Genomic DNA, 25691 nt, shown 5'->3' on the forward strand with positions numbered 1-25691 from the left:
ATGATCCCGTATCCGGTTCGTATCCGGAACACGCGTCCGGTTACGCTCATGACATGCATGCCTGGCCCGCTTCTGAGGTCCCCGCCCTGCCCGGCAAGGGCCGCGACCTCCGGATCCACGACACCGCGACCGGTGGACGAGTGACCCTCGACCCCGGCCCCGTCGCCCGTATCTACGTCTGCGGCATCACGCCGTACGACGCGACCCACATGGGTCACGCGGCGACCTACAACGCGTTCGACCTCGTTCAGCGCGTGTGGCTCGACACCAAGCGGCAGGTCCACTACGTCCAGAACGTCACCGACGTGGACGACCCCCTCCTGGAGCGGGCCGTACGCGACGGCATCGACTGGACCGGCCTCGCGGAGCGCGAGACCGCACTCTTCCGCGAGGACATGACCGCCCTGCGGATGCTGCCCCCGAAGCACTACATCGGTGCCGTCGAGGCGATACCGGGCATCGTGCCGCTGATCGAGCGCCTGCGGGACGCCGGCGCCGCGTACGAGCTCGAAGGCGACGTCTACTACTCCGTCGAGGCCGACCCGCACTTCGGCGAGGTCTCCCACTACGACGCCGCGTTCATGCGGGCCCTCTCCGCCGAGCGCGGCGGCGACCCCGACCGCCCCGGCAAGAAGAACCCGCTCGACCCGGTCCTGTGGCTCGCCGCCCGCGAGGGCGAACCCAGCTGGGACGGCCGCAGCCTCGGCCCCGGCCGGCCCGGCTGGCACATCGAGTGCGTCGCCATCGCCCTGGAGCACCTGGGCATGGGCTTCGACGTGCAGGGCGGCGGCTCCGACCTCGTCTTCCCGCACCACGAGATGGGGGCGTCCCACGCCCAGGCCCTGACCGGCGAGTACCCGTTCGCCAAGGCGTACGTCCACGCGGGCATGGTCGCCCTGCACGGCGAGAAGATGTCCAAGTCCAAGGGCAACCTGGTCTTCGTCTCCGCGCTGCGGCGCGCGGGCGTCGACCCGGCCGCGATCCGGCTCACGCTGCTCGCCCACCACTACCGCGCCGACTGGGAGTGGACCGACCAGGTCCTCGAAGAGGCCGTGGAGCGCCTCGGGCGCTGGCGCGCGGCCGTGGCCCGGCCCGACGGACCGTCCGCCGACGCTCTCGTCGAGGAGATCCGCGACGCGCTCGCCGACGACCTCGACACCCCGAGGGCGCTCGCGGCGGTCGACCGCTGGGCCGCGCTCCAGGACACCGAGGGCGGCACCGACGAGACCGCGCCCGGCGTCGTCTCACGCGCCGTCGACGCCCTGATGGGCGTCGCCCTGTAACAGCGGCACGCCCGCGAGGGACCACCCCGACCGCCCCCGGACACCCCGTCCGGGGGCGGTCCGCTTCGGTGCCACACGACCGCGCCCGGGGCGGCCGTGCGGATCCGCCGCAGGTGTGCCTCGACGTCCGTCCCACCCCGGACCGTGTACGAGCCGGCCGGTGATCGGCGGGGTGCGAGCGACGGAAAGGGGCGGCACCGCCGATGCGGTGCCGCCCCGTCTTCGCCGCTACTCCCCGGACTTCTCCGGGCCGCCGTCCCCGCTGCCGTCGCTGTCGCCGCCGGTGTTGCCGGTGTTGCCGGCGCCCGTGCTGTCGGCTCCGTCGGCGGTCTCGCCGCCGGGTCCGCCGGTCGGTGGCGTGTCCTCGTCCGCCCCGGACGCCCCGGAGGATCCGGACGCCCCGGAGGATCCGGAGGCCCCGGAGGATCCGGACTGCTCGGACGGTTCGGGCGGTTTCGGCGGTCGGCTCCGACCGCCCCCGGTGTCCCGCAGGTACGCGCTGTCGCCGATGTCCGTCGCGTGGCCCGTCCCGGGCCCGCCACCGGGGCCACCGGGGCCGCCGCCCGGGCCGCCGTCCCGCCGCCGCAGGTAGCGCTCGAACTCCCGGGCGATGGCCTCGCCCGACGCCTCCGGGAGCTCAGCGGTGTCCCGCGCCTCCTCCAGCGTCTGCACGTACTCCGCCACCTCGCTGTCGTCGGACGCGAGTTGATCCACACCGACCTGCCAGGCCCGGGCGTCCTCGGCCAGTTCGCCCAGCGGGATCCGCAGGTCGATCAGGTCCTCCAGCCGGTTCAGCAGCGCGAGCGTCGCCTTCGGATTCGGCGGCTGCGAGACGTAGTGCGGGACCGCTGCCCACAGGCTCACCGCCGGAACTCCCGCGTGCGTGCACGCCTCTTGGAGGATGCCGACGATGCCGGTGGGCCCCTCGTACCGCGTCTCCTCCAGGTCCAGGCTGCGGGCGAGGTCCGGGTCGGACGTGACACCGCTGACCGGAACCGGGCGCGTGTGCGGGGTGTCACCGAGCAGCGCGCCGAGGATCACGACCATCTCCACGCCCAGCTCGTGCGCGAAGCCCAGGATCTCGTTGCAGAACGAGCGCCAGCGCATGGACGGCTCGATACCGCGCACCAGGACCAGGTCGCGCGGCTTGTCCCCGCCCACCCGGACCACGGAGAGCCGGGTGGTGGGCCACGTGATCCGCCGTACCCCGCCGTCAAGCCACACCGTGGGCCGGTTGACCTGGAAGTCGTAGTAGTCCTCGGCGTCGAGCGCCGCGAACACCTCGCCCTTCCACTCCCGTTCCAGGTGCGCGACCGCGGTGGAGGCAGCGTCGCCGGCGTCGTTCCAGCCCTCGAACGCGGCCACCATGACCGGGTCGATCAGCTCGGGAACCCCCTCGAGCTCGATCACCCAGGCCTCCTTCCGAAGTTCCGTGCGTACGGACCAACCTTACGGCGTGCGGGGCCCCCTCCCGCAGCCCCTGTACACGTCCGGGTGCTGTATCGGCCGAGGGCGGGTACCGGCCGGTACGGCCCGCCACCGGGTACGCCGAGGGCGGCTCCCGCGCGGGAGCCGCCCTCGACACCGACCCGTGCGGGGGTCAGTTCCTCTCGCCGAGCATCTCCTCGACCTTGCCCCGGATCTCGTCCGTCGCCAGGCCCCGGATCGTCAGCGTCGTACGGCGGCGCAGCACGTCGTCCGCCGTCTCGGCCCACTCGTGGTCACGGGCGTAGGCGACCTGCGCCCAGATCTCCGGCGCGTCCGGGTGGATGCGCTGCCCCAGCTCGGGGTTCTCGTTCGCCAGCCGCGCGATGTCGAAGGAGAGCGAGCCGTAGTGCGTGGCCAGGTGCCGGGCGGTGTCCGCCGCCATGCGCGGTCCCGGCGCACCGCCGTCGACGAGCAGCCGGTGGGCCACCGCGTTCGGGTTGGCGATGCCCGGCAGGGGGAGCTTCTTCGGCAGGGACGCGATCGGCTCCATGTCCTCGCCGAGCGGCCGCCCCGGCAGCGACGCCAGCTTCGTCATCACCGTGCGGCCGATGTGGCGGAATGTCGTCCACTTGCCGCCGGCGACCGAGAGCATGCCGCCGCGGCCCTCGGTGACCACGGTCTCCCGCTTGGCCTTGGAGGTGTCGCCCGGCCCGCCGGGCAGCACCCGCAGACCGGCGAAGGCGTAGGTGATCAGGTCCCGGGAGAGCTGCTGGTCCCGGATGGAGAAGGCGGCCTCGTCCAGGATCTGGGCGGTGTCCTTCTCGGTGACCGCGACCTCGCCCGGGTCGCCCTCGTACTCCTCGTCCGTCGTACCGAGCAGCAGCATGTCCTCCCAGGGCAGGGCGAACGTGATGCGGTACTTGTCGATCGGCGTCGCCAGCGCGGCCTTCCACGGCGAGGTGCGCTTCAGGACGAGGTGGGCGCCCTTGGAGAGGCGGATGGAGGGGGCCGCGTTCGGGTCCTCCATCCGGCGCAGGTGGTCGACCCAGGGGCCGGTGGCGTTGAGCACGAGGCGCGCGTCGACACCGAACTCGGTGCCGTCGGTGCGGTCCCTGAGGTCCGCGCCGGTGACCCGGCCCCGGGTGAAGCGCAGGCCGGTGACCTCGGCGTGGTTGAGGACGGTGGCGCCGGACTCGACGGCCGCACGGACCGTCATGAGGGCCATGCGCGCGTCGTTCATCTGGTCGTCGCCGTACACGGCCACGGCCTTGAGGTTGTCGGTGCGCAGCTCGGGCACGTCCTGCGCCGCCTTCGCGGGGCTGAGCAGGTGGCCGACGCCGTCCCCGAAGGCGGAGAGCGCCGAGTAGGCGAAGACGCCCGCGCCGAGCTTCGCGGCGCCGTGCGGCCCGCCCTTGTACACCGGCAGGTAGAAGGTGAGCGGGTTGGCCAGGTGGGGTGCCACCTGGCGGGAGACCGCACGGCGCTCGAAGTGGTTCTCCGCGACCAGCTTCACCGCGCCGGTCTGCAGGTAGCGCAGACCGCCGTGGAGCAGCTTGGAGGAGGCGGAGGAGGTGGCGCCGGCGAAGTCGCCGGCGTCCACCAGGGCCACCCGCAGTCCCGACTGCGCGGCGTGCCAGGCGGTGGAGATGCCCAGGATGCCGCCGCCGATCACCAGGAGGTCGTACGTCGCCTTGGAGAGCTGCTCCCGAGTCTCCGCACGGCTCGGCAGGGAACCGGCAGCCGGGTGCGTCCCGAGGGAGGGGACGCTCTGCAGGGTGGTCATGTCGATTTACTCCTCGTCCTCGATCCAGCTCATGGTCCGCTCAACGGCCTTGAGCCAGCTCTTGTACTCGCTGTCACGCTTGTCAGCGTCCATGCGGGGGGTCCACTCGGCGGCCCGGCGCCAGTTGGCGCGCAGCGCGTCGGTATCGGGCCAGAAGCCGACGGCCAGGCCGGCGGCGTAGGCGGCGCCGAGGCAGGTGGTCTCGGCGACCATCGGACGCACCACGGGCGCGTCCAGGAAGTCCGAGAGGGTCTGCATCAGCAGGTTGTTCGAGGTCATGCCGCCGTCGACCTTGAGCGCGGTCAGTTCGACGCCGGAGTCCTTCGTCATGGCGTCGGTGATCTCGCGGGTCTGCCAGGCGGTGGCCTCGAGGACGGCGCGCGCGATGTGCGCCTTGGTGACGTACCGGGTGAGGCCGGCGATCACACCGCGGGCGTCGGAGCGCCAGTACGGGGCGAACAGGCCGGAGAAGGCCGGTACGAAGTACGCGCCGCCGTTGTCCTCCACCGAGGACGCGAGGGTCTCGATCTCGGCGGCGGAGTTGATCAGGCCCATCTGGTCGCGCATCCACTGCACCAGCGAGCCGGTGACGGCGATCGAGCCCTCCAGGGCGTACACCGGCGCCTCGTCGCCGATCTTGTAGCCCACGGTGGTGATCAGCCCCGAGTAGGAGTTGATGATCTTCTCGCCGGTGTTCAGCAGCAGGAAGGTGCCGGTGCCGTAGGTCGACTTGGCCTCGCCCTCGGAGAAGCAGGTCTGGCCGAACAGGGCCGCCTGCTGGTCGCCCAGCGCGGAGGCGACCGGGACGCCGTCGAGGACGCCGCCCTTGACCTGGCCGTACACCTCGGCGGATGAGCGGATCTCCGGCAGCACGGCCGCCGGGACGTCCATGGACTCCAGGATCTTCTGGTCCCACTCCATGGTGTGCAGGTTCATCAGCATGGTGCGGGAGGCATTGGTGACGTCGGTGACGTGGCGACCGCCGTCGACACCGCCCGTCAGGTTCCAGATGACCCAGGAGTCCATGGTGCCGAAGAGGATGTCGCCGCGCTCGGCGCGCTCCCGGAGGCCCTCGACGTTGTCCAGCAGCCAGCGGACCTTGGGGCCGGCGAAGTAGGAGGCGAGGGGCAGTCCGGTCTCGCGGCGGAAACGATCCTGCCCGACGTTGCGGCCGAGCTCCTTGCACAGGGCGTCGGTCCGGGTGTCCTGCCAGACGAGGGCGTTGTGGACGGGCTCACCGGTGTGCTTGTCCCAGAGCAGTGTGGTCTCACGCTGGTTGGTGATGCCGATGGCCTTGACGTCGGCGGCCGTGATGCCGGCCTTCTCGATCGCGCCGGCCACGACCTCCTGGACGTTGGTCCAGATCTCGGCGGCGTCGTGCTCCACCCAGCCGGGCTTGGGGAAGATCTGCTCGTGCTCCTTCTGGTCGACGGAGACGATGCGTCCGTCGCGGTCGAAGACGATGCAGCGGCTGGAGGTCGTGCCCTGGTCGATGGCCGCGATGAACGGCCCGGTGCCGTGCGAAGTGGCAGTCATAGGGGGTGTGCTCCTCGATGTCTGTAAAGGGGCGGACGGATCGGCTGGGCTCAGGCGAACGCGAGGTTGTAGATACCCGCGGCGAGCGAACCACCGATCAGCGGGCCGACGACGGGGATCCAGGCGTAGCTCCAGTCGGAGCCGCCCTTGTTGGGCAGCGGGAGCAGGGCGTGCACGATGCGGGGACCGAGGTCGCGCGCCGGGTTGATGGCGTATCCGGTCGGGCCGCCGAGCGACAGGCCGATGGAGACGACGACGAGGGCGACGATGAGTCCGCCGAGGATGCCGAGGCCCTTGCCGCTGTCGTTCAGGCCCTGGGTGAGCACGGCCAGGACGAGCACGAGCGTGCCGATGATCTCGGTGGCGAGGTTCTGCCAGGCGTTCCGGATCTCGGGGCCGGTGGAGAAGATGCCGAGGACGGGGCCGGGGCCCTCGATCGCGCCGGCGACCGGCTTGGAAACGATCTCCGGGTCACGGAGATGCGACTGGAACTGGCCGTAGTAGGCGATCCAGACCAGGGCGGCACCGATCATGGCGCCGAGGAGCTGTCCCGCGAAGTAGACGGGGGCGTTCTGCCAGTCGCCGTCCTTGATCGCGATACCGACGGTGACCGCCGGGTTGAGGTGGGCGCCGGAGAGAGAACCGGCCATGTAGACCGCGGTCATGACCGCGAATCCCCACCCGAAGGTGATCGCCAGCCAGCCGGCGTTCTGCGCCTTGGAGCGCTTCAGTACGACGGCGGCGACGACGCCACCACCGAGCAGGATGAGTACGGCGGTCCCGATGACCTCGCCGATGAAGATGTCGGAGCTGGACACCCGCGACTCCTTTGTCCTTCGTCCAGGGAAAGGCGGACACCGGGTCCCTCCGGTGGTCCGCGCCCTCTGGTGAGGGCGTTGCCGGCCTCCTGGCGTTGCCACACTCTAGCGCGTATTGCCGGTAGGTGTTCGACAATGCCGACCGATGAACGGCAGTTTTGCCCCCGGGTTAATTCGGCGTCAAGGGTTCTCGTGCGGGAGACCCGGATCGTTACCGATGATGCGGCGACGTGACCCGGCCCGCCCGGAGGGGCGACGGCACCCGGCCCGCAACCCCTGGGAACGCCCCCACGCGCGCGTGGAGGCGCTGGGAGGCTTTTGGCCGTACGGCGACGGCGGCGGCCTTCGTGAGGGGGCTCGGGTGCGCGATCCCTCGTGGCGCGACCGGCCCCGGGCGCGCGGCCTCGACGGCGGGGGCCCGAGAGGGGCCCCTGCGGCGGGCGAGGGGCCTGTGGGGGCGGGCGCGGGCTCGGGACACCCGCGAGGGCGCGGCGCGGGCCCGCGAGGAGCCCTGCGGTGGCAGGTGTCCGGCCGTCCGCCCCCCGTCACCAGGCCCGCGAGGGCCCTGCGGGGGCAGGCGCCCCGGCCGTCCGCCCGGGTCAGAAGCGGCCGGCGCCCAGGTCGCGGGAGACCGCGCGGGCGCAGTCCCGTACCGCAGCGATCAGCTCCGAGCGCAGCTCGCCCGCGTCGCACACGCGCTCGACGGCGCCCGTGATGGCCACCGCGCCGACCGGCATCCGGCGCCGGTCGTGGATGGGCGCCGCGACCGAGGCCACGCCCTCCCAGGTCTCCTCCACGTCGGCGGCCCAGCCGCGCGCGCGTGTGACGTCCAGGAGGTGCTCGAAGTCGTTCAGGGCCGTGACCGTACGCGGTGTGTACGCCTTGCGCTCCACCTCGAGGGCCTCGCTGTGCGCCACCGGGTCGTACGCCGACAGCACCTTCCCCAGCGCCGTCGAGTGCAGCGGCTGCATCGCGCCGACCTCCAGCACTTGACGGCTGTCGTCCGGACGGAATACATGGTGGACGACCAGCACGCCGTGCTGGTGCAGCACACCGAGGTGGACGCTCTCGCCGCTGGACCGCGCCAGGTCGTCCGTCCACACCAGGGCCCGCGCCCGCAGTTCGTGCACGTCCAGGTAGCTGTTGCCGAGCCTGAGCAGCTCGGCGCCCAGCTGGTACCGCCCGGACGCCGCGTCCTGCTCCACGAAGCCCTCCGTCTGGAGGGTGCGCAGGATCCCGTGGGCGGTGCCCTTGGCCAGCCCCAGGGACGACGCGATGTCGGACAGTCCGAGACGGCGCTCGCCACCCGCGAGCAGTCGCAGCATCGCCGCCGCCCGTTCAAGCGACTGGATGTTCTTCGCCATCCCCGGCCCTTCCCTATGCGGTTCGACAATGCTGAACACTATCGGTCGTTACCGACCGCTGGCCACATGGCTGAACGTCCCGGGACGGCGCTGGCCGGACTTCGCCCCCGCACAGCATGCCGTCCGCCACGTGGGACAACGTGTCCACCCCGGCACAGGGGCGGCTACGCTGGCCGGGTGCGCCTTCCCCCGAAGCCGCAAAGCCGACAGCCGTCGCATCCCAGGGAGCTATTCCATGGCCTCGTTGCCTACCCCTTCCGCTGACAGCAGGACTCGTGCCGCTGCCCTCCGTGAGGCCCTCGCGACCCGTGTGGTCGTGGCCGACGGAGCCATGGGCACGATGCTCCAGGCGCAGGACCCCACCCTCGACGACTTCGAGAACCTCGAGGGCTGCAACGAGATCCTCAATGTGACCCGCCCCGACATCGTCCGCTCCGTCCACGACGCGTACTTCGCCGTGGGCGTCGACTGTGTCGAGACCAACACCTTCGGTGCGAACTTCGCCGCGCTCGGCGAGTACGACATCGCGGGCCGTGTCTTCGAGCTGTCGGAGTCCGGCGCCCGGATCGCCCGCGAGGTCGCCGACGAGTACACCGCCTCCACTGGACAGCAGCGCTGGGTCCTCGGCTCCATGGGCCCCGGCACCAAGCTGCCGACGCTCGGCCACGCCCCGTACACCGTCCTCCGCGACGCCTACCAGCAGAACGCCGAGGGCCTGATCGCCGGCGGCGCCGACGCCCTGCTCGTGGAGACCACCCAGGACCTCCTCCAGACGAAGGCCGCCGTCCTCGGCGCCCGCCGGGGCCTGGAGGCCATCGGCGCCGACGTCCCGCTGATCGTCTCCGTCACCGTCGAGACCACCGGCACCATGCTCCTCGGCTCCGAGATCGGCGCCGCGCTCACCGCGCTGGAGCCGCTCGGCATCGACATGATCGGCCTGAACTGCGCCACGGGCCCCGCCGAGATGAGCGAGCACCTGCGCTACCTGGCCCGGCACTCCCGTATCCCGCTGTCCTGCATGCCCAACGCGGGCCTGCCCGTATTGGGCAAGGACGGCGCCCACTACCCCCTCACCGCCCCCGAGCTGGCCGACGCGCAGGAGACCTTCGTCCGCGAGTACGGGCTGTCGCTGGTCGGCGGCTGCTGCGGTACGACGCCCGAGCATCTGCGCCAGGTCGTCGAGCGGGTCCGCGACCTCGCCCCGACGGAGCGGGAACCCCGCCCGGAGCCGGGCGCCGCCTCCCTGTACCAGACCGTGCCGTTCCGGCAGGACACCTCGTACCTCGCCATCGGCGAGCGGACGAACGCCAACGGGTCGAAGAAGTTCCGCACCGCCATGCTGGAGGGCCGCTGGGACGACTGCGTCGAGATGGCCCGCGACCAGATCCGCGAGGGCGCCCACATGCTCGACCTGTGCGTCGACTACGTGGGCCGCGACGGTGTCGCCGACATGGAGGAGCTGGCGGGACGCTTCGCCACCGCGTCCACGCTGCCCATCGTGCTGGACTCCACCGAGGTCGACGTCATCCGGGCCGGCCTGGAGAAGCTCGGCGGCCGGGCCGTGATCAACTCCGTGAACTACGAGGACGGCGACGGCCCCGAGTCGCGGTTCGCCAAGGTCACCGCGCTCGCCAAGGAGCACGGCGCCGCGCTCATCGCCCTCACCATCGACGAGGAGGGCCAGGCCCGCACCGTCGAGACGAAGGTGGCGATCGCCGAACGGCTCATCACGGACCTCACCACCAACTGGGGGGTCCACGAGTCCGACATCCTCATCGACACCCTCACCTTCACCATCTGCACCGGTCAGGAGGAGTCCCGCAAGGACGGCATCGCGACGATCGAGGCCATCCGCGAGCTCAAGCGCCGGCACCCGGACGTCCAGACCACGCTCGGCCTGTCGAACATCTCCTTCGGCCTCAACCCGGCCGCCCGGATCCTGCTCAACTCCGTCTTCCTGGACGAGTGCGTCAAGGCGGGGCTGGACTCGGCGATCGTGCACGCGTCCAAGATCCTCCCGATCGCCCGCTTCGACGAGGAGCAGGTCACCACGGCCCTGGACCTCATCTACGACCGGCGTTCCGAGGGCTACGACCCGCTCCAGAAGCTGATGGAGCTGTTCGAGGGCGTCGACACCAAGTCCATGAAGGCGGGCAAGGCCGAGGAGCTCCTCGCGCTGCCCCTGGACGAGCGGCTCAAGCGGCGCATCATCGACGGTGAGAAGAACGGTCTGGAAGCCGACCTGGACGAGGCGCTCGCCGAGCGCCCGGCCCTCGACATCGTCAACGAGACCCTGCTCGACGGCATGAAGGTCGTCGGAGAGCTGTTCGGCTCCGGCCAGATGCAGCTGCCGTTCGTCCTCCAGTCGGCCGAGGTCATGAAGACCGCGGTCGCCTACCTCGAACCGCACATGGAGAAGTCCGACGCCGAGGGCAAGGGCACCATCGTCCTCGCCACGGTCCGTGGAGACGTCCACGACATCGGCAAGAACCTGGTCGACATCATCCTCTCCAACAACGGCTACAACGTCGTCAACCTGGGCATCAAGCAGCCCGTCTCCGCGATCCTGGAGGCCGCCGAGGAGCACGCGGCCGACGTCATCGGCATGTCCGGTCTCCTCGTGAAGTCGACCGTGATCATGAAGGAGAACCTGGAGGAGCTCAACCAGCGCGAGCTGGCCGCCAAGTACCCCGTCATCCTCGGCGGCGCGGCCCTCACCCGCGCCTATGTCGAACAGGACCTCTACGAGATCTACGAGGGCGAAGTCCGCTACGCGCGCGACGCCTTCGAGGGCCTGCGGCTGATGGACGCCCTCATCGCCGTCAAGCGGGGCGTCCCCGGCGCCGCGCTTCCCGAGCTCAGGCAGCGCCGCGTACGCGCCGCCGGCGCCGTCGTGGTCGAGGAGCGGGCGCCCGAGAGCGGCGTGCGCTCCGATGTGGCCACCGACAACCCCGTACCCGAGCCGCCGTTCTGGGGCACCCGCGTCATCAAGGGCATCCAGCTCAAGGAGTACGCCGGATGGCTGGACGAAGGGGCCCTGTTCAAGGGCCAGTGGGGGCTGAAGCAGGCCCGTACGGGTGACGGGCCCAGCTACGAGGAGCTCGTCGAGACGGAGGGCCGGCCCCGGCTGCGCGGCTGGCTGGACCAGCTGCACACACGGAACCTGCTGGAGGCGGCCGTGGTCTACGGCTACTTCCCGTGCGTGTCCAAGGGCGACGACCTGATCATCCTGGACGAACGCGGCAACGAGCGGACCCGCTTCACCTTCCCGCGCCAGCGGCGTGGCCGGCGGCTGTGCCTGGCGGACTTCTTCCGCCCCGAGGAGTCCGGCGAGACCGATGTGGTCGGCCTCCAGGTCGTCACGGTCGGTTCCCGGATCGGCGAGGCGACGGCCGAGCTCTTCGCCTCCGACGCGTACCGCGACTACCTGGAACTGCACGGTCTGTCCGTCCAGTTGGCCGAGGCGCTCGCCGAGTACTGGCACGCCCGGGTGCGCGCCGAGCTCGGCTTCGGCGGCGAGGACCCCGCGGACGTCGAGGACATGTTCGCTCTGAAGTACCGGGGCGCCCGGTTCTCGCTCGGGTACGGCGCGTGCCCGGACCTGGAGGACCGTGCCAAGATCGCCGACCTGCTGGAGCCGGAGCGGATCGGCGTCCACCTCTCGGAGGAGTTCCAGCTCCACCCGGAGCAGTCGACCGACGCGATCGTCATCCACCACCCCGAGGCGAAGTACTTCAACGCGCGCTGACGTGCCGGGACGTACACTGGTCGGTCCAGCGCAGGCCGGTCGCTCCACCCCACCGGGAGTCTCCCGCGGGGAGGGCGGCCGGCCTTCTCGTCCCCCATGGAGGTGTGCCGGATGACCAGCACGGTCCCCGCGTCCGCGACCCGCACGGCCGAAGGCTCCGCCCTGCAGGCCGTCTTCCTCGACATGGACGGCACACTCGTCGACACCGAGGGCTTCTGGTGGGACGCGGAGGTCGCCGTCTTCGCGGAGCTCGGCCACCGGCTGGACGAGTCGTGGCGGGACATCGTCGTCGGCGGGCCGATGACCCGCAGCGCGGGGTACCTCATCGAGGCCACCGGCGCCGACATCGGCCTCGCCGAGCTCACCGTGCTGCTCAACGACCGGTTCGAGGAGCGCATCGACGGCGGCGTACCCCTCATGCCCGGCGCCGAACGGCTGCTGGACGAGCTGGCCACGCACCGGATCCCCACCGCCCTTGTCTCGGCCTCGCACCGGCGGATCATCGACCGGGTCCTGTGCTCCCTCGGCCCCGACCGCTTCACGCTCACCGTCGCGGGCGACGAGGTGCCCCGTACGAAGCCGCACCCCGACCCGTATCTGTTCGCCGCGCGCGGGGTGCGCGCCGAGCCGGCGAGATGCGCCGTCGTCGAGGACACCGCCACCGGCGTGGCCGCCGCGGAGGCGGCCGGCTGCCGGGTCGTCGCCGTTCCCTCCCTCGCCCCCATCGCGCCCGCGCACGGCCGGGTCGTCGTCGGCTCCCTCGAAGAAGTCGATCTCGGTTTTCTCCGCACATTGATCACGGAAATGAACTGAGTCGCACACCCAGCGTCGTTCGTTGAATACGGCGAAAACTCAGGGCGCCGAGGCATGTATTTTCTGTGACCTGCCGGAAATGCCCCCAACGTGACCTTGCTCACTCAGTGTCGTACGTCGGGAACGTCCCCAAGCGCCCGCATGCCCGGATAGCGCGGCTTCGGCCGTGTCCATGTGTCCTGATTCATGAAGCGGTGTACGAATCATTCCGGTGATCGGGGATGAATGGGCGGGGCAGATTGATCATTTCCTGATGACGCGTCAACTCGCGCGTGGTCCAGCTTGGGTGGCATTGCCTACTAATCTCTTCGCGAGGCTTCGCCGCACTTTCCGGGGGTTCTCGACGGCCACCCCGCCGTCGCGAACACCGGATCGATCGTTCCGCATCACGGCCCGATCGCCGCCGCCCCGACCGGGCGGCCGCGGCGGAGTCTCCGCACCGCCGTACCCCCGTGCCGGATGAGGAGAACGTCCCTGATGAACCGCAAGACCTTGGTGCTGCCGACCGTGCTCGGTCTGCTGGCCCCCGTACTCGTCGCCTGCGGCGGCATGGACGGGGAGCAGGGCCGCGAAGGCCGCGCCATCGTCGTCGGGACCACGGACGAGTTCAGCGCCTCAGCCGACGCCCCCGCCCCGTTCGACCCGGCCTACGCCTACGACACCGGCGTCTGGAACGTGCTCCGCCAGACCCTCCAGACCCTCCTGCGCGTCCCGCGCGGCGGCGGCCGGCCCGTACCCGACGCCGCCTCCCACTGCGACTTCACCGACCGGGCGAACGAGAGCTACCGCTGCACCCTGCGCGAGGGCGTCTCCTTCGGGGACGGCAAGCCCGTCACCGCCGACGACGTCAGGTTCTCCATCGAACGCGTCCTGGCCATCAACGCCGACAACGGCGCGGCCGGCCTCCTCACGAACATCGACACCATCGAGACCAAGGGCGACACGGAGATCGTCTTCCATCTGAAGACGCCCGACGCCACCTTCCCGTACAAGCTCTCGACGCCCGTCGCCGGCATCGTCAGCAAGGACGTGTACGACGCGAAGAAGCTGCGCGACGGCTTCCAGGTCGACGGCTCAGGCCCGTACACCATGAAGGCCGAAGTCGAGGACGACCAGCTGGTCAAGGCCGTCTTCACCAGGAACCCGCACTACAAGGGCGACATCAAGCTCCACAACGAGAAGGTGGAGCTGCGCTCCTTCACCGACTCCGACGCCATGGGCGAGGCACTCGACGCCGGTGACATCGACATGATGACCCGCACCATGTCGCCCGAGCAGATCGAGGAGCTCAGGACCAGGCCCAAGGCCGGCATCAGGCTCCTGGAGGTCCCCGGTCTCGAGATCCGCTACCTCGCCTTCAACACCAAGGCCCCCGCCGTCAAGGACAGGGCCGTCCGCCAGGCGATGGCCGCCGTCGTGGACCGCGGACAGATCGCCGAGAAGGTGTACGGCTCCACCGCCACACCGCTGTACTCGCTCGTCCCGTCCAGCATCGCCACGCACACCAACTCGTTCTTCAACAAGTACGGCGAGCCCAGCGAGAAGAAGGCCGCCGGCATCCTGCGCGACGCCGGCATCACCACCCCCGTGAAGCTGACGCTGAACTACACCACCGACCACTACGGCCCCGGCACCGAGAAGGAGTTCAAGGCGCTGCGCGACCAGCTCAACGCCGGCGGACTCTTCGACGTGTCCATCAAGGGCGACAAGTGGTCCATCTTCCGGCCCGCCCAGAAGCGCGGCGAGTACGCCGCCTACGGACTCGGCTGGTTCCCCGACTTCCCCGACCCGGACAACTACATCGCGCCGTTCCTCGACGAGGGCAACTTCCTCAACAGCCCCTACGTCAGCGACACCGCGCGCAAGCAGCTCATCCCGGCCTCGCGCCGGGCGGCCGACCGTACCGCCGCCTCCCCGGCCTTCGAGCAGCTCCAGGAGATCGTCGCCACCGACGTCCCGGTGCTCCCGCTCTGGCAGGGCAAGCAGTACGTGGCCTCCCGCGACGACGTGACCGGCGTCGAATGGGCCCTGAACACCTCCTCGGACCTCCAGCTCTGGGAGCTCGGCCGAGGCACCGCGTGACTCCTGCTGTACACGGCCGCGCACATGGCCCGGCCGACAAGAGATCCAGAGGCAAGGTTCCTGTGAAGGCACACAACAAGTGGCTGACGGCCCCGCTCGCCGCGGGGCTCGCCGCCGCCATGCTCAGCGGCTGTGGTACGGACAAGGACAAGGGCGCCGATGAAGGCGGCGACTCGGTCGTCGTCGGCATGTCCGACGAGGTCCTGGCCACCGACCCGGCGGCCGGCTACGACCCCGGCTCCTGGCTGCTGTTCAACAACGTCTTCCAGTCTCTGCTCGGCTTCCCCAAGGGCGCCACCACGCCCCAGCCGGAAGCGGCGGAGAAGTGCGACTTCGACAAGGGCGGCAACACGGTCTACCGCTGCACCCTGCGCGAGGGGCTGAAGTTCAGCAACGGCAACCCCCTCACGTCCGAGGACGTCAAGTTCTCCTTCGAACGGGCCATGAAGATCGATGACGAGGAGGGTCCCGGACCGCTCCTCACCACCATCGACAAGATCGAGGCCCCCGACGAGCGGACCGTCGTCTTCACCCTCAAGGTGCCGGACGCCACGTTCCCCAGCAAGATCGCCTCCGGCGCCGGCTCCATCGTGGACCACCGCGAATACTCCGCCGACGGCCTGCGCACCGACGGCAAGGCCGTCGGCTCCGGCCCGTACAAGCTGGAGTCCTTCAACGACAACCAGGCCGTCTTCTCGGTCAACAGCGAGTACCAGGGCACCAACAAGGTACGCAACAACGGCGTCACGCTGAAGTTCTACCAGGGCGACCGCAAGGGCCTGGCCGACGCGCTGCTCCGCGGCGACATCGACGTGGCCTACCGAGGACTCGCCGCCGCCGACATCAAGAACCTCAACGACTCCCCGACGGCCGCCGAGAAGGGCATCGAGGTCGTCGAGGGCTCCAGCGCCGAAGTCCAGCACCTGGTCTTCAACATGAAGGACCCGGTCGTCGGCAAGCTGGGCGTACGCAAGGCCATCGCGTACCTCATCGACCGCGCCGCCCTCGTGGAAGGCGTCTACCAGTCCACCGCGACACCGCTGTACTCGGTCGTGCCCGCCGGCATCCTCGGCCACAACACCGCCTTCTTCGACCGCTACGGCGACCGCCCGCAGCCCGCCAAGGCCAAGCAGGCCCTGCGCTCCGCCGGCGTCTCCGACAAGGTCAAGCTGACCCTGTACTCCACGCCCAGCCGCTACGGCCCGGCCACCGACGAGCACGTCCGCGCCATCGCCAAGCAGCTCAACGACAGCGGACTGTTCGACGCCGAGGTGAAGTCCGTCGAGTACGACCAGTACGAGAAGGACATCGCCGCCGGCAAGTACGGCGTGTACGTGAAGGGCTGGGTGCCGGACTACCCGGACCCGGACAACTTCACCCAGCCGTTCTTCGGCGACGACAACGTCCTCGGGAACAACTACGAGAACAGCAAGATCTCCGAGACGATCATCCCCGACACGGCCGCCGCCGCCGACCGCAGCGCCGCCAAGGCGGACTTCGCCAAGCTCCAGAACATGGTCGCCGAGGACCTGCCGATGCTGCCGATCTGGCAGGCCAAGCAGTACGCCGTGGCCCGCAACACCATCACGGGCCTGGAGTGGACCCTCGACGCGTCCACCGTCTTCCGCTTCTGGGAGATCAAGAAGGGCTGAGACCGCGCCCCCTCTCGGGGGCTCGGTTCCACTTCTCCGGGGCTCGGTTCGCCTCCGGGGCGCTTTATGCGGCTGTCGACGGTCGACGTGCTCGGTCGCTCGTGCCTCGCTCCCTGTGCGCGACTCCCTTTCGACAGCCGCGCGCCCCTTCGGCTCACTCGCCCGTGCGCCGGGCCCCGGGTGGCATCCCCTGCCACCCGGGGCCCGGCGTCTTCGCGGCTACTGCGCGCCCGGACGCACCAGACCGCTCTCGTACGCGTACACCGCCGCCTGCACCCGGTCGCGCAGGCCCAGCTTCGTCAGCACGTGCCCCACATGGGTCTTGACCGTCGTCTCCGAGACGAACAGATCCGCGGCGATCTCCGCGTTCGACAGCCCCCGCGCCACCAGCTTCAACACCTCGACCTCACGGTCCGTCAGCGTGTTCAGCGTGTCCGGCACCGGCTCCTCACCGGACGGCAGATGACCCGCGTACTTGTCGAGCAGCCGCCGCGTGATGCTCGGCGCGAGCATCGCCTCGCCCGCCGCGACCACCCGGATCGCCTGCACCAGCTCATGCGCGGGCGCGTCCTTCAACAGGAAGCCGCTCGCCCCCGCGCGCAGGGCCTCCACCACGTACTCGTCCAGATCGAACGTCGTCAGCACCAGCACCTTCGCCGGGCCGTCCCGGCCCGGACCGGTGATCTGCCGGGTCGCCTCCACCCCGTCCATCCGGGGCATCCGGATGTCCATCAGCACGACATCCGGCTGCAGCGCCCGCACCTGGTCGAGGGCCTGGAGGCCGTCCCCGGCCTCACCGACGACCGCGATGTCCTGCTCCGCCTCCAGAATCATCCGGAAACCGGTGCGCAGCAGCGGCTGGTCGTCGACCAGTAGGACGCGGATAGCCACGGGTACTCCTTAAGGGCTCGCTTGACCGGCTTCATTCTGCCCCGATTCCACCGGCCGCACGGACAGCGGGTAGACCGGGGGAGTCCCACCGAACTCCGGGCAGACCGCCTGGTGGTCGCACCACCCGCACAGCTTCGTCGGCCTCGGCCGCCAGTCGCCCGTCTCCGTGGCCGTCCTGATCGCGTCCCACAGCGCCAGCAGCTTCCGCTCCACCCGCCGCAGGTCCGCCTCCACCGGGTCGTACGTCAGCACGTCACCGCTGCCCAGGTACACCAGCTGCAACCGCCTCGGCAGCACACCCTTCAGCCGCCGCACCACCAGGGCGTAGAACGTCATCTGGAACAGCGCGCCCTCGCTGTACTCCGGCCGCGGAGCCTTGCCCGTCTTGTAGTCCACGATCCGCACCTCGCCCGACGGCGCGACATCGATCCGGTCGATCACACCGCGCAGCCGCAGCCCCGACTCGAGCTCCGTCTCCACGAAGAGCTCCCGCTCGGCCGGCTCCAGCCGCGTCGGATCCTCCAGCGTGAACCAGCGCTCGACCAGCTGCTCCGCCTCGCTCAGCCAGCGCGCCAGCCGCTCGCCGCCCTCGTCGCCGTCGAACAGCTCCCCGAGCTCCGGCTTGGACTCCAGCAGCCGGTCCCACTGCCTCGGCACCATCGCCCTGGCCCGCCCCGACGTACGCTCCGCCGCCGGATCGTCGAAGAGCCGCTCCAGCACCGCGTGCACCAGCGTGCCCCGCGTCGCGGCCTCGCTCGGCTTCTCCGGCAGCTTGTCGATCACCCGGAACCGGTACAGCAGAGGGCACTGCATGAAGTCGCTCGCCCGGGACGGAGAGAGCGACGCGGGCGGCTGCGGGCTCGTAGTCATGACGCAGACCCTACGGCCCGCCACTGACAGCGAGCGGCATACCATCGACGTCAGACCCTCGCACACTGCATGATCGAGCGAGAAACGCCTCGTAAGTGAAGGGAACTCGTGAACCAGGACGACGAGAGCGGCAGCTCGCGCCCGAGGTCCGACACGGCCGGCGCCACCCCCGCGAGCGGTACCCCGCGGGGAGGTGACAAGCCGGGCGGCGGCATCCTCATGGGCCGCGTCTTCGGCGTGCCCGTCTACGTCGCGCCCAGCTGGTTCCTCGTGGCGGCCCTCATCACCTGGGTGTTCGGCGGACAGCTCGACCGGGTCCTGCCCGAACTCGGCAACGCCCGCTACCTCGTCTCGCTCTTCTTCGCCGTCGCGTTCTACGCCTCCGTCCTCGTCCACGAACTCGCGCACACCGTCGCCGCCCTCCGCTTCCAGCTCCCCGTGCGCCGCATCCAGCTCCAGTTCTTCGGCGGCGTATCCGAGATCGAGAAGGAGTCCGAGACACCCGGCCGCGAATTCGTCCTCGCCTTCGTCGGCCCCCTCCTCTCCCTCGTCCTGGCCGGTGTCTTCTACGCCGGGATGCAGGCCGTCGAGCCCGGCACCGTCCCCGGCGTCCTGCTCGCCGGCCTGATGATCTCCAACCTGATCGTCGCCGCGTTCAACCTGCTGCCCGGCCTGCCCCTCGACGGCGGCCGCATGCTCCGGGCCGTCGTCTGGAAGATCACCGGCAAGCCCATGAGCGGCACCGTCGCCGCCGCCTGGGTCGGCCGGGCCCTCGCCGTCACCGTCCTCATCGGACTGCCGCTGCTCACCCACACCGGCGCCCTCGGCAACGCCACCGGCGACATCAGCGGCATGGACACCGTCACCGACGCCCTGCTCGCCGCCATCCTCGCGGCGATCATCTGGACCGGCGCCGGCAACAGCCTGCGCATGGCCCGGCTCCGCGAACACCTCCCCGAGCTGCGCGCCCGCACCCTCACCCGCCGCGCGGTGCCCGTCGCCTCCGACACCCCCCTCTCCGAGGCCCTCCGCCGGGCCAACGAAGCCGGCGCCCGCGCCCTCGTCGTCGTGGACGGCCAAGGAGCCCCGACCGGACTCGTCCGGGAGACCGCCATCGTCGGCATCCCCCAGCACCGCCGCCCCTGGGTCGCCGTCAGCGGCCTCGCCCAGGACCTCACCGACGGCCTGAAGGTCCCCGCCGAACTCGCCGGCGAGGCGCTCCTCGACCACCTCCGCGCCACCCCGGCCACGGAGTACCTCGTGGTGGAGGAGACCGGCGAGATCTACGGCGTCCTGTCCACGGCCGACGTGGAACGCGCCTTCGTGAAGGCCATGGCAAGGCCCGGCGCCGCCGCCTGAGGGCTCGGTCGCGGGCCCGGTCCGCCGCTGGGGCGCCTTCGACAGCCGCGCGCCCCTTCCGCCCACCCCCCCGCCCCGGGTGCCCCGGGCGGCGCACCGAGCCCCGAAAGAGAGCAGGTAGGCTAGGTCCCATGTCCGAACCGACCGGTGCCGCCCGCCGTCGCGGGCCCTTCAAGGTCGGGGACCAGGTCCAGCTCACCGATCCCAAGGGACGCCACTACACGTTCACGCTCGAGGCCGGGAAGAACTTCCACACCCACAAGGGTTCCTTCCCGCACGACGAGCTGATCGGCGCCCCCGAGGGCAGTGTTGTCCGAACCACGGGAAACGTCGCCTACCTCGCGCTGCGCCCCCTGCTCCCCGACTATGTCCTGTCCATGCCCCGCGGTGCCGCCGTGGTCTACCCCAAGGACGCGGGGCAGATCCTGGCCTTCGCCGACATCTTCCCCGGCGCCCGCGTCGTCGAGGCGGGGGTGGGCTCGGGCTCGCTGAGCAGCTTCCTGCTGCGCGCCATCGGCGACACCGGCATGCTGCACTCCTACGAGCGCCGCGAGGACTTCGCCGAGATCGCCAAGGGCAACGTCGAGCGCTACTTCGGCGGCCCCCACCCCGCGTGGCAGCTCACCGTCGGCGACCTCCAGGACAACCTGACCGACACCGACGTCGACCGGGTCATCCTGGACATGCTCGCCCCCTGGGAGTGCCTGGAGGCCGTCTCCAAGGCACTGGTCCCCGGCGGCATCCTCTGCTGCTACGTCGCGACCACCACCCAGCTGGCCCGTACCGTCGAGTCCATCCGCGAGATCGGCTGCTACGCCGAGCCGCAGCCCTGGGAGTCGATGATCCGCAACTGGCACGTCGAGGGTCTGGCCGTGCGCCCCGACCATCGGATGATCGGGCACACCGGGTTCCTGGTCACCGCCCGCCGCCTCGCGGACGGCGTCGAGCCCCCGATGCGCCGCCGCCGCCCCGCCAAGGGCGCGTACGGCGAGGACTACGAAGGCCCCAACAAGGGCTGACGCCCCGCGCGAACCCGTACCCGGGCTGATGCCCCGACAACGCGTCGGCGCCGCCCCCGAGTTCCCCCGGCGAACGGGAAACTCGGGGGCGGCGCTTTCGCGTTCACCGCGCCGGAACGACCTCCCCGCTGTTCCGCCCACCTGTGACATATGGCACGATGCCGCCAACCCCCGACGCACCGCACAGCCCACAGGAGACACCCCGCGTGCAGACCTCCGCCGTCCCGGACCTCGCGCACACCCACGCCCGCCCCGCGCACTGGCTCGTCACCGCCGCCGCCATGGCCGCGGTCGTCGCCGCGGCGGGACTCCTCCAGCCCGAGGCCGCCACGGCCTCCCAGGCCGGTGCCGCGACCACGACGGCCCCCGCCCCCGCTTCCGGCCCGGCACCCGACCCGGACGAGGTGGCCTTCCCGCTCGACTGCGCCGGAGCGCCCAGCGTGGTGGCACGGCACGCCACGGGCGACATCGACGGCGACGGCCTGCCCGAGACGGTCGCAGCGGCCCACTGCCGCGCGGGTTCGGGAACACCGCCGAGCGGCCTCTACGTACTCACCGCGCGTGCCGGGGCCGAGCCGCGCGTCGTGGCCACCCTCGTCGAGCCGGCCCAGCGGCTGAGCGTCACGGATCTCGCCGTACGTGACGGCGCCGTCACCGCGACACTGCTCGGCTACTCGTCGCCGGACGTGCCGCGGTGCTGCCCCGACGAGCGGGAGCGGGTCAAGTGGCGGTGGCGGGGCGGCACGTTCGTCCGTACCACCGTCGAAGCGCGGGGCGCCTGAGGCGGCACTCCGTGCGGTGCGCCTGAAGGTGACTCCGTGCCGGTGCGCCGTTACCCGGCGTCCGGGCCGTAGACCTCGACCCTGTCCGAAACCCGCCTGACGTGGATGCAGTCGCCCGGACACTCCTTGGCGGAGTCCACGACGTCCTGGAGCAGCGGGAGCGGCACCGGCGTCGTGGCGCCCGCCTCCTGGAGCAGCTCGTCGTCCGCGCTCTTCACATAGGCCAGGCCGTCGATGTCCAGCTCGAAGACCTCCGGAGCGTACTGCGCGCAGATACCGTCGCCGGTACAGAGGTCCTGGTCGATCCAGACCTCCAGAGCCTCCGCGGCACCCGTCGGGAGAGTCTCCTGCTGCGCGGTCATATCGCCTGCCGTTTCCTGCGTCGAGTGGAGCGTCGTGAGGTAAGTCGGGCCCGCTCGGGCGGGTGTTGACCCCACCGACGATACAACCGCCCGCTTTCCGATGTTGATGGGTGGGTATTCCCCTGACGTGAGGGAGAGCGCAAGGGTGAAGATCGGACACACCCCGAGAGTCTTTGTGATCTAGGGGTTTCAATCACCACCCACACAGGTAGGGTCAGGAAGCGTCCAGCTCCCCTTGGAGGAGGTGAGGACCGTGGCAGCCCACGACGACGACATCAACCGCGGCATCCGGCCGGGGCGGGGGTCTGAGGACCCAGCCGGCCAGGTTGCCTATCTCGAGCAGGAAATCGCCGTCCTGCGACGTAAGCTCGCCGACTCTCCGCGTCACACGAGGATTCTCGAAGAGCGGATCGTCGAGCTGCAGACCAATCTGGCCGGCGTGTCCGCACAGAACGAGCGGCTCGCGAACACGCTCCGTGAGGCCCGCGACCAGATCGTGGCCCTCAAGGAAGAGGTGGACCGGCTCGCGCAGCCGCCGGCCGGCTTCGGTGTCTTCCTGCAGGTGAACGAGGACGGCACGTGCGACATCTTCACCGGGGGCCGCAAGCTCCGGGTGAACGTGAGCCCCAGCGTCGAGCTCGACGAGCTCAGGCGCGGCCAGGAAGTGATGCTCAACGAGGCGCTCAACGTGGTCGAGGCCATGGAGTTCGAGCGTGCCGGGGACATCGTCACCCTCAAGGAGATCCTGGAGGACGGCGAGCGAGCCCTGGTCATCGGGCACACCGACGAGGAGCGGGTGGTGCGGCTCGCCGAGCCGCTGCTGGACACCACCATCCGGCCCGGTGACGCCCTGCTGCTGGAGCCCAGGTCCGGTTACGTCTACGAGGTCATCCCGAAGAGCGAGGTCGAGGAGCTCGTCCTCGAAGAGGTGCCGGACGTCGACTACGACAAGATCGGCGGCCTGGGGAACCAGATCGAGCTGATCCGTGACGCGGTCGAGCTCCCGTATCTGTACCCCGACCTCTTCAAGGAGCACGAGCTGCGTCCGCCGAAGGGCATCCTGCTCTACGGCCCGCCCGGCTGCGGCAAGACGCTGATCGCGAAGGCCGTCGCCAACTCCCTTGCCAAGAAGGTCGCCGAGGTGACCGGCCAGCCTGCGGGGAAGAGCTACTTCCTCAACATCAAGGGCCCCGAGCTCCTGAACAAGTACGTCGGTGAGACCGAGCGGCACATCCGCCTCGTCTTCCAGCGCGCCCGTGAGAAGGCGAGCGAGGGCACCCCCGTCATCGTCTTCTTCGACGAGATGGAATCCCTCTTCCGCACCCGCGGCTCCGGTGTCAGCTCGGACGTGGAGAACACCATCGTCCCGCAGCTGCTCGCCGAGATCGACGGTGTGGAGGGGCTGGAGAACGTCATCGTCATCGGCGCCTCCAACCGTGAGGACATGATCGACCCGGCGATCCTGCGGCCGGGCCGGCTCGATGTGAAGATCAAGATCGAGCGTCCGGACGCGGAGGCCGCCAGGGACATCTTCGCCAAGTATCTGACGCCTTCGCTCCCGCTGCACGCGGACGACCTGGGCGAGCACAGCGGATCCAAGGAGGCCGCGGCCCACGCCATGATCCAGTCGGTCGTGGAGCAGATGTACGCGGAGTCCGAGGAGAACCGGTTCCTCGAGGTCACCTACGCGAATGGCGACAAGGAAGTCCTGTACTTCAAGGACTTCAACTCCGGAGCCATGATCCAGAACATCGTGGACCGGGCCAAGAAGATGGCCATCAAGGCCTTCCTGGACCACAATCAGAAGGGTATCCGGGTCTCCCATCTCCTCCAGGCGTGCGTGGACGAGTTCAAGGAGAACGAGGACCTTCCGAACACCACGAACCCGGACGACTGGGCTCGGATTTCCGGCAAGAAGGGCGAGCGGATCGTATTCATCCGCACGCTCGTCACCGGAAAGCAGGGCGCGGACACCGGACGCTCCATCGACACGGTGGCGAACACCGGTCAGTACCTGTAGAACGCAGAGCCGGCTGCGGATGTCCGGGGATCCTCCGTCCCGGCGGAGGAGGGCATCCGCAGCCGCCTGCATTCCACGGTCTTCGGCCATGAATCGACCACACCGGAGCAATGACGCAATTGATCTCCCCACCGGCGCAGCGGCGCTCTAGGCTCGTCCATACCGCCGGATCGCGCAGTGCGGGGACGGGCACCGCACACGCATCGGAGAACCGGCGGTACTTGAGCGACGTTCCCGAACGGGGGCGCCGCCGGGCAAGGAGGGCCGCATGACTGTACGGCGAGTAATGGGCATCGAGACGGAGTACGGGATCTCCGTTCCTGGCCACCCGAACGCCAATGCCATGCTCACCTCGTCCCAGATCGTCAACGCCTACGCGGCGGCGATGCACCGGGCGCGACGCGCCCGCTGGGACTTCGAGGAGGAGAACCCGTTGCGGGACGCCCGCGGCTTCGACCTCGCCCGCGAGGCCGCCGACTCCAGCCAGCTGACGGACGAGGACATCGGCCTGGCCAACGTCATCCTCACCAACGGCGCGCGGCTCTACGTCGACCACGCGCACCCGGAATACAGCGCTCCCGAGGTCACGAACCCGCTCGACGCCGTCCTGTGGGACAAGGCGGGCGAGCGGATCATGGCCGAGGCGGCCGAGCGGGCGGCCCAGCTGCCCGGCGCCCAGCCCATCCACCTGTACAAGAACAACACCGACAACAAGGGCGCGTCCTACGGCACCCACGAGAACTACCTGATGAAGCGGGAGACCCCCTTCTCGGACATCGTGCGCCACCTGACGCCGTTCTTCGTCTCACGGCAGGTCGTGGCCGGTGCCGGCCGGGTCGGGATCGGCCAGGACGGCCACGAGCACGGCTTCCAGATCAGTCAGCGCGCCGACTACTTCGAGGTGGAGGTGGGCCTCGAGACCACGCTGAAGCGGCCCATCATCAACACCCGCGACGAGCCGCACGCGGACGCCGAGAAGTACCGCCGGCTCCATGTGATCATCGGCGACGCGAACCTCTCGGAGATCTCCACCTACCTCAAGCTGGGCACGACCTCCCTGGTCCTGTCCATGATCGAGGACAACTTCATCAACGTCGACCTCGCCGTCGACCAGCCCGTGCGGACCCTCCACCAGGTGTCGCACGATCCGACGCTCCAGCGCCTGATCACGCTCCGCAGCGGTCGGACACTCACCGCCGTGCAGCTCCAGATGGAGTACTTCGAGCTGGCCAGGAAGTACGTCGAGGAGCGCTTCGGGGCGGACGCCGACGACCAGACCAAGGACGTCCTGGTCCGCTGGGAGGACACGCTCAACCGCCTCGAGAACGATCCGATGAGCCTCTCCGGCGAGCTGGATTGGATCGCCAAGCGGGAGCTCATGGAGGGCTACCGGCGGCGGGACGGCGTGGACTGGGACGCGGCCCGGCTGCACCTCGTGGACCTGCAGTACGCCGACGTACGCCCCGACAAGGGCCTGTACAACCGTCTGGCGGCCCGCGGGAAGATGAAGCGGCTACTGGACGAGTCGGCGGTCGAACGGGCCGAGACGAAGCCTCCTGAGGACACCAGGGCCTACTTCCGCGGCCGCTGTCTGGAGCAGTACGCCGACGACGTCGCCGCCGCCTCCTGGGACTCGGTGATCTTCGACCTGCCCGGGCGTGACTCTCTGCAACGGGTGCCCACACTGGAACCGCTGCGCGGTACACGTAACCATGTGAAGGAGCTCCTGGACCGCTGCCGTACGGCCGAGGACCTGGTCCGCGTGCTGTCCGGCCACTGAAAAGGGCTTCACGCGGGAATCTCCGGGAATCATGGGGGTGATCCCCGGACGTTGAGAAAGTGCGGGGCCGATGTCAGACCGGGCTTGTAGGGTCTGATCTT

General features: G+C 70.1%; 18 protein-coding genes. 10 read left to right on the top strand and 8 right to left on the bottom strand.

Annotation, left to right across the window (positions count from 1 at the left end; translation table 11 throughout):
* Positions 1–53 precede the first annotated feature (53 nt).
* On the top strand, positions 54–1283 hold the full coding sequence (mshC, locus tag ACGF5U_RS25960) for a cysteine--1-D-myo-inosityl 2-amino-2-deoxy-alpha-D-glucopyranoside ligase (RefSeq protein WP_392715334.1): 1230 nt from the start codon (positions 54–56) through the stop codon (positions 1281–1283).
* A gap of 228 nt (positions 1284–1511) precedes the next feature.
* Here mshC and ACGF5U_RS25965 read toward each other — a convergent pair whose 3' ends face one another.
* The 5 genes from ACGF5U_RS25965 to ACGF5U_RS25985 form a co-directional block, all read right to left on the bottom strand.
* A complete protein-coding gene (locus ACGF5U_RS25965) occupies positions 1512–2693 on the bottom strand; it encodes a PAC2 family protein (RefSeq protein WP_392715333.1) in 1182 nt (393 codons plus the stop codon).
* Positions 2694–2883: 190 nt separating this feature from the next.
* Positions 2884–4494: an FAD-dependent oxidoreductase gene (locus tag ACGF5U_RS25970; protein ID WP_392715332.1), complete on the bottom strand. Its 1611-nt coding sequence runs from the start codon at positions 4492–4494 to the stop codon at positions 2884–2886.
* Between the two features lie 6 nt (positions 4495–4500).
* Positions 4501–6030 (bottom strand): glycerol kinase GlpK, encoded by a 1530-nt coding sequence (glpK, locus tag ACGF5U_RS25975; protein ID WP_392715331.1) that lies wholly within the window; start codon positions 6028–6030, stop codon positions 4501–4503.
* 50 nt (positions 6031–6080) lie between these two features.
* The gene (locus tag ACGF5U_RS25980; RefSeq protein WP_392715330.1) at positions 6081–6848 is read right to left on the bottom strand and encodes an MIP/aquaporin family protein; all 768 of its coding nucleotides are present in this window, start codon (positions 6846–6848) and stop codon (positions 6081–6083) included.
* Between the two features lie 599 nt (positions 6849–7447).
* Positions 7448–8212, bottom strand: a complete 765-nt coding sequence (locus tag ACGF5U_RS25985; protein WP_392715329.1) for an IclR family transcriptional regulator — start codon at positions 8210–8212, stop codon at positions 7448–7450.
* A gap of 235 nt (positions 8213–8447) precedes the next feature.
* Here ACGF5U_RS25985 and metH point away from each other — a divergent pair, with 235 nt between their 5' ends.
* From metH to ACGF5U_RS26005, 4 genes are all read left to right on the top strand, one after another.
* The gene (metH, locus tag ACGF5U_RS25990) at positions 8448–11960 is read left to right on the top strand and encodes a methionine synthase (protein ID WP_392715328.1); all 3513 of its coding nucleotides are present in this window, start codon (positions 8448–8450) and stop codon (positions 11958–11960) included.
* Between the two features lie 111 nt (positions 11961–12071).
* On the top strand, positions 12072–12773 hold the full coding sequence (locus ACGF5U_RS25995; RefSeq protein ID WP_392715327.1) for an HAD family hydrolase: 702 nt from the start codon (positions 12072–12074) through the stop codon (positions 12771–12773).
* A gap of 477 nt (positions 12774–13250) precedes the next feature.
* Complete coding sequence (locus ACGF5U_RS26000) at positions 13251–14855, top strand: ABC transporter substrate-binding protein (protein WP_392715326.1); 1605 nt, start codon at positions 13251–13253, stop codon at positions 14853–14855.
* Between the two features lie 62 nt (positions 14856–14917).
* Positions 14918–16507, top strand: a complete 1590-nt coding sequence (locus tag ACGF5U_RS26005) for an ABC transporter substrate-binding protein (RefSeq protein WP_392715325.1) — start codon at positions 14918–14920, stop codon at positions 16505–16507.
* Between the two features lie 219 nt (positions 16508–16726).
* On the opposite strand, the gene ACGF5U_RS26010 is transcribed toward ACGF5U_RS26005, so the two are convergent.
* A complete protein-coding gene (locus ACGF5U_RS26010) occupies positions 16727–17398 on the bottom strand; it encodes a response regulator (protein ID WP_392715324.1) in 672 nt (223 codons plus the stop codon).
* Between the two features lie 9 nt (positions 17399–17407).
* The gene (locus ACGF5U_RS26015) at positions 17408–18268 is read right to left on the bottom strand and encodes a RecB family exonuclease (protein ID WP_392715323.1); all 861 of its coding nucleotides are present in this window, start codon (positions 18266–18268) and stop codon (positions 17408–17410) included.
* Positions 18269–18376: 108 nt separating this feature from the next.
* On the opposite strand from ACGF5U_RS26015, the gene ACGF5U_RS26020 reads away from it, so the two are divergent.
* From ACGF5U_RS26020 to ACGF5U_RS26030, 3 genes are all read left to right on the top strand, one after another.
* Positions 18377–19627, top strand: coding sequence for a site-2 protease family protein (locus ACGF5U_RS26020; RefSeq protein WP_392715322.1), 1251 nt, complete (start codon positions 18377–18379; stop codon positions 19625–19627).
* Between the two features lie 131 nt (positions 19628–19758).
* Positions 19759–20646 carry a tRNA (adenine-N1)-methyltransferase gene (locus ACGF5U_RS26025; RefSeq protein WP_392715321.1) on the top strand — a complete coding sequence of 296 codons (888 nt, stop codon included), beginning with the start codon at positions 19759–19761 and terminating at the stop codon, positions 20644–20646.
* Between the two features lie 206 nt (positions 20647–20852).
* Positions 20853–21428, top strand: a complete 576-nt coding sequence (locus ACGF5U_RS26030; protein ID WP_392715320.1) for a hypothetical protein — start codon at positions 20853–20855, stop codon at positions 21426–21428.
* Positions 21429–21478: 50 nt separating this feature from the next.
* On the opposite strand, the gene ACGF5U_RS26035 is transcribed toward ACGF5U_RS26030, so the two are convergent.
* Positions 21479–21790: a ferredoxin gene (locus ACGF5U_RS26035; protein ID WP_392715319.1), complete on the bottom strand. Its 312-nt coding sequence runs from the start codon at positions 21788–21790 to the stop codon at positions 21479–21481.
* A 253-nt stretch (positions 21791–22043) separates the two neighbouring features.
* On the opposite strand from ACGF5U_RS26035, the gene arc reads away from it, so the two are divergent.
* Both arc and dop read left to right on the top strand, forming a co-directional pair.
* Positions 22044–23810, top strand: a complete 1767-nt coding sequence (gene arc, locus ACGF5U_RS26040) for a proteasome ATPase (RefSeq protein WP_392715318.1) — start codon at positions 22044–22046, stop codon at positions 23808–23810.
* Positions 23811–24078: 268 nt separating this feature from the next.
* Positions 24079–25590 (top strand): depupylase/deamidase Dop, encoded by a 1512-nt coding sequence (gene dop / locus ACGF5U_RS26045; protein WP_392715317.1) that lies wholly within the window; start codon positions 24079–24081, stop codon positions 25588–25590.
* The last annotated feature ends 101 nt before the right edge of the window (positions 25591–25691 follow it).

Origin of the sequence: Streptomyces sp. NPDC047886 (genome assembly GCF_043204435.1) — a bacterium.
Taxonomy (GTDB): domain Bacteria; phylum Actinomycetota; class Actinomycetes; order Streptomycetales; family Streptomycetaceae; genus Streptomyces.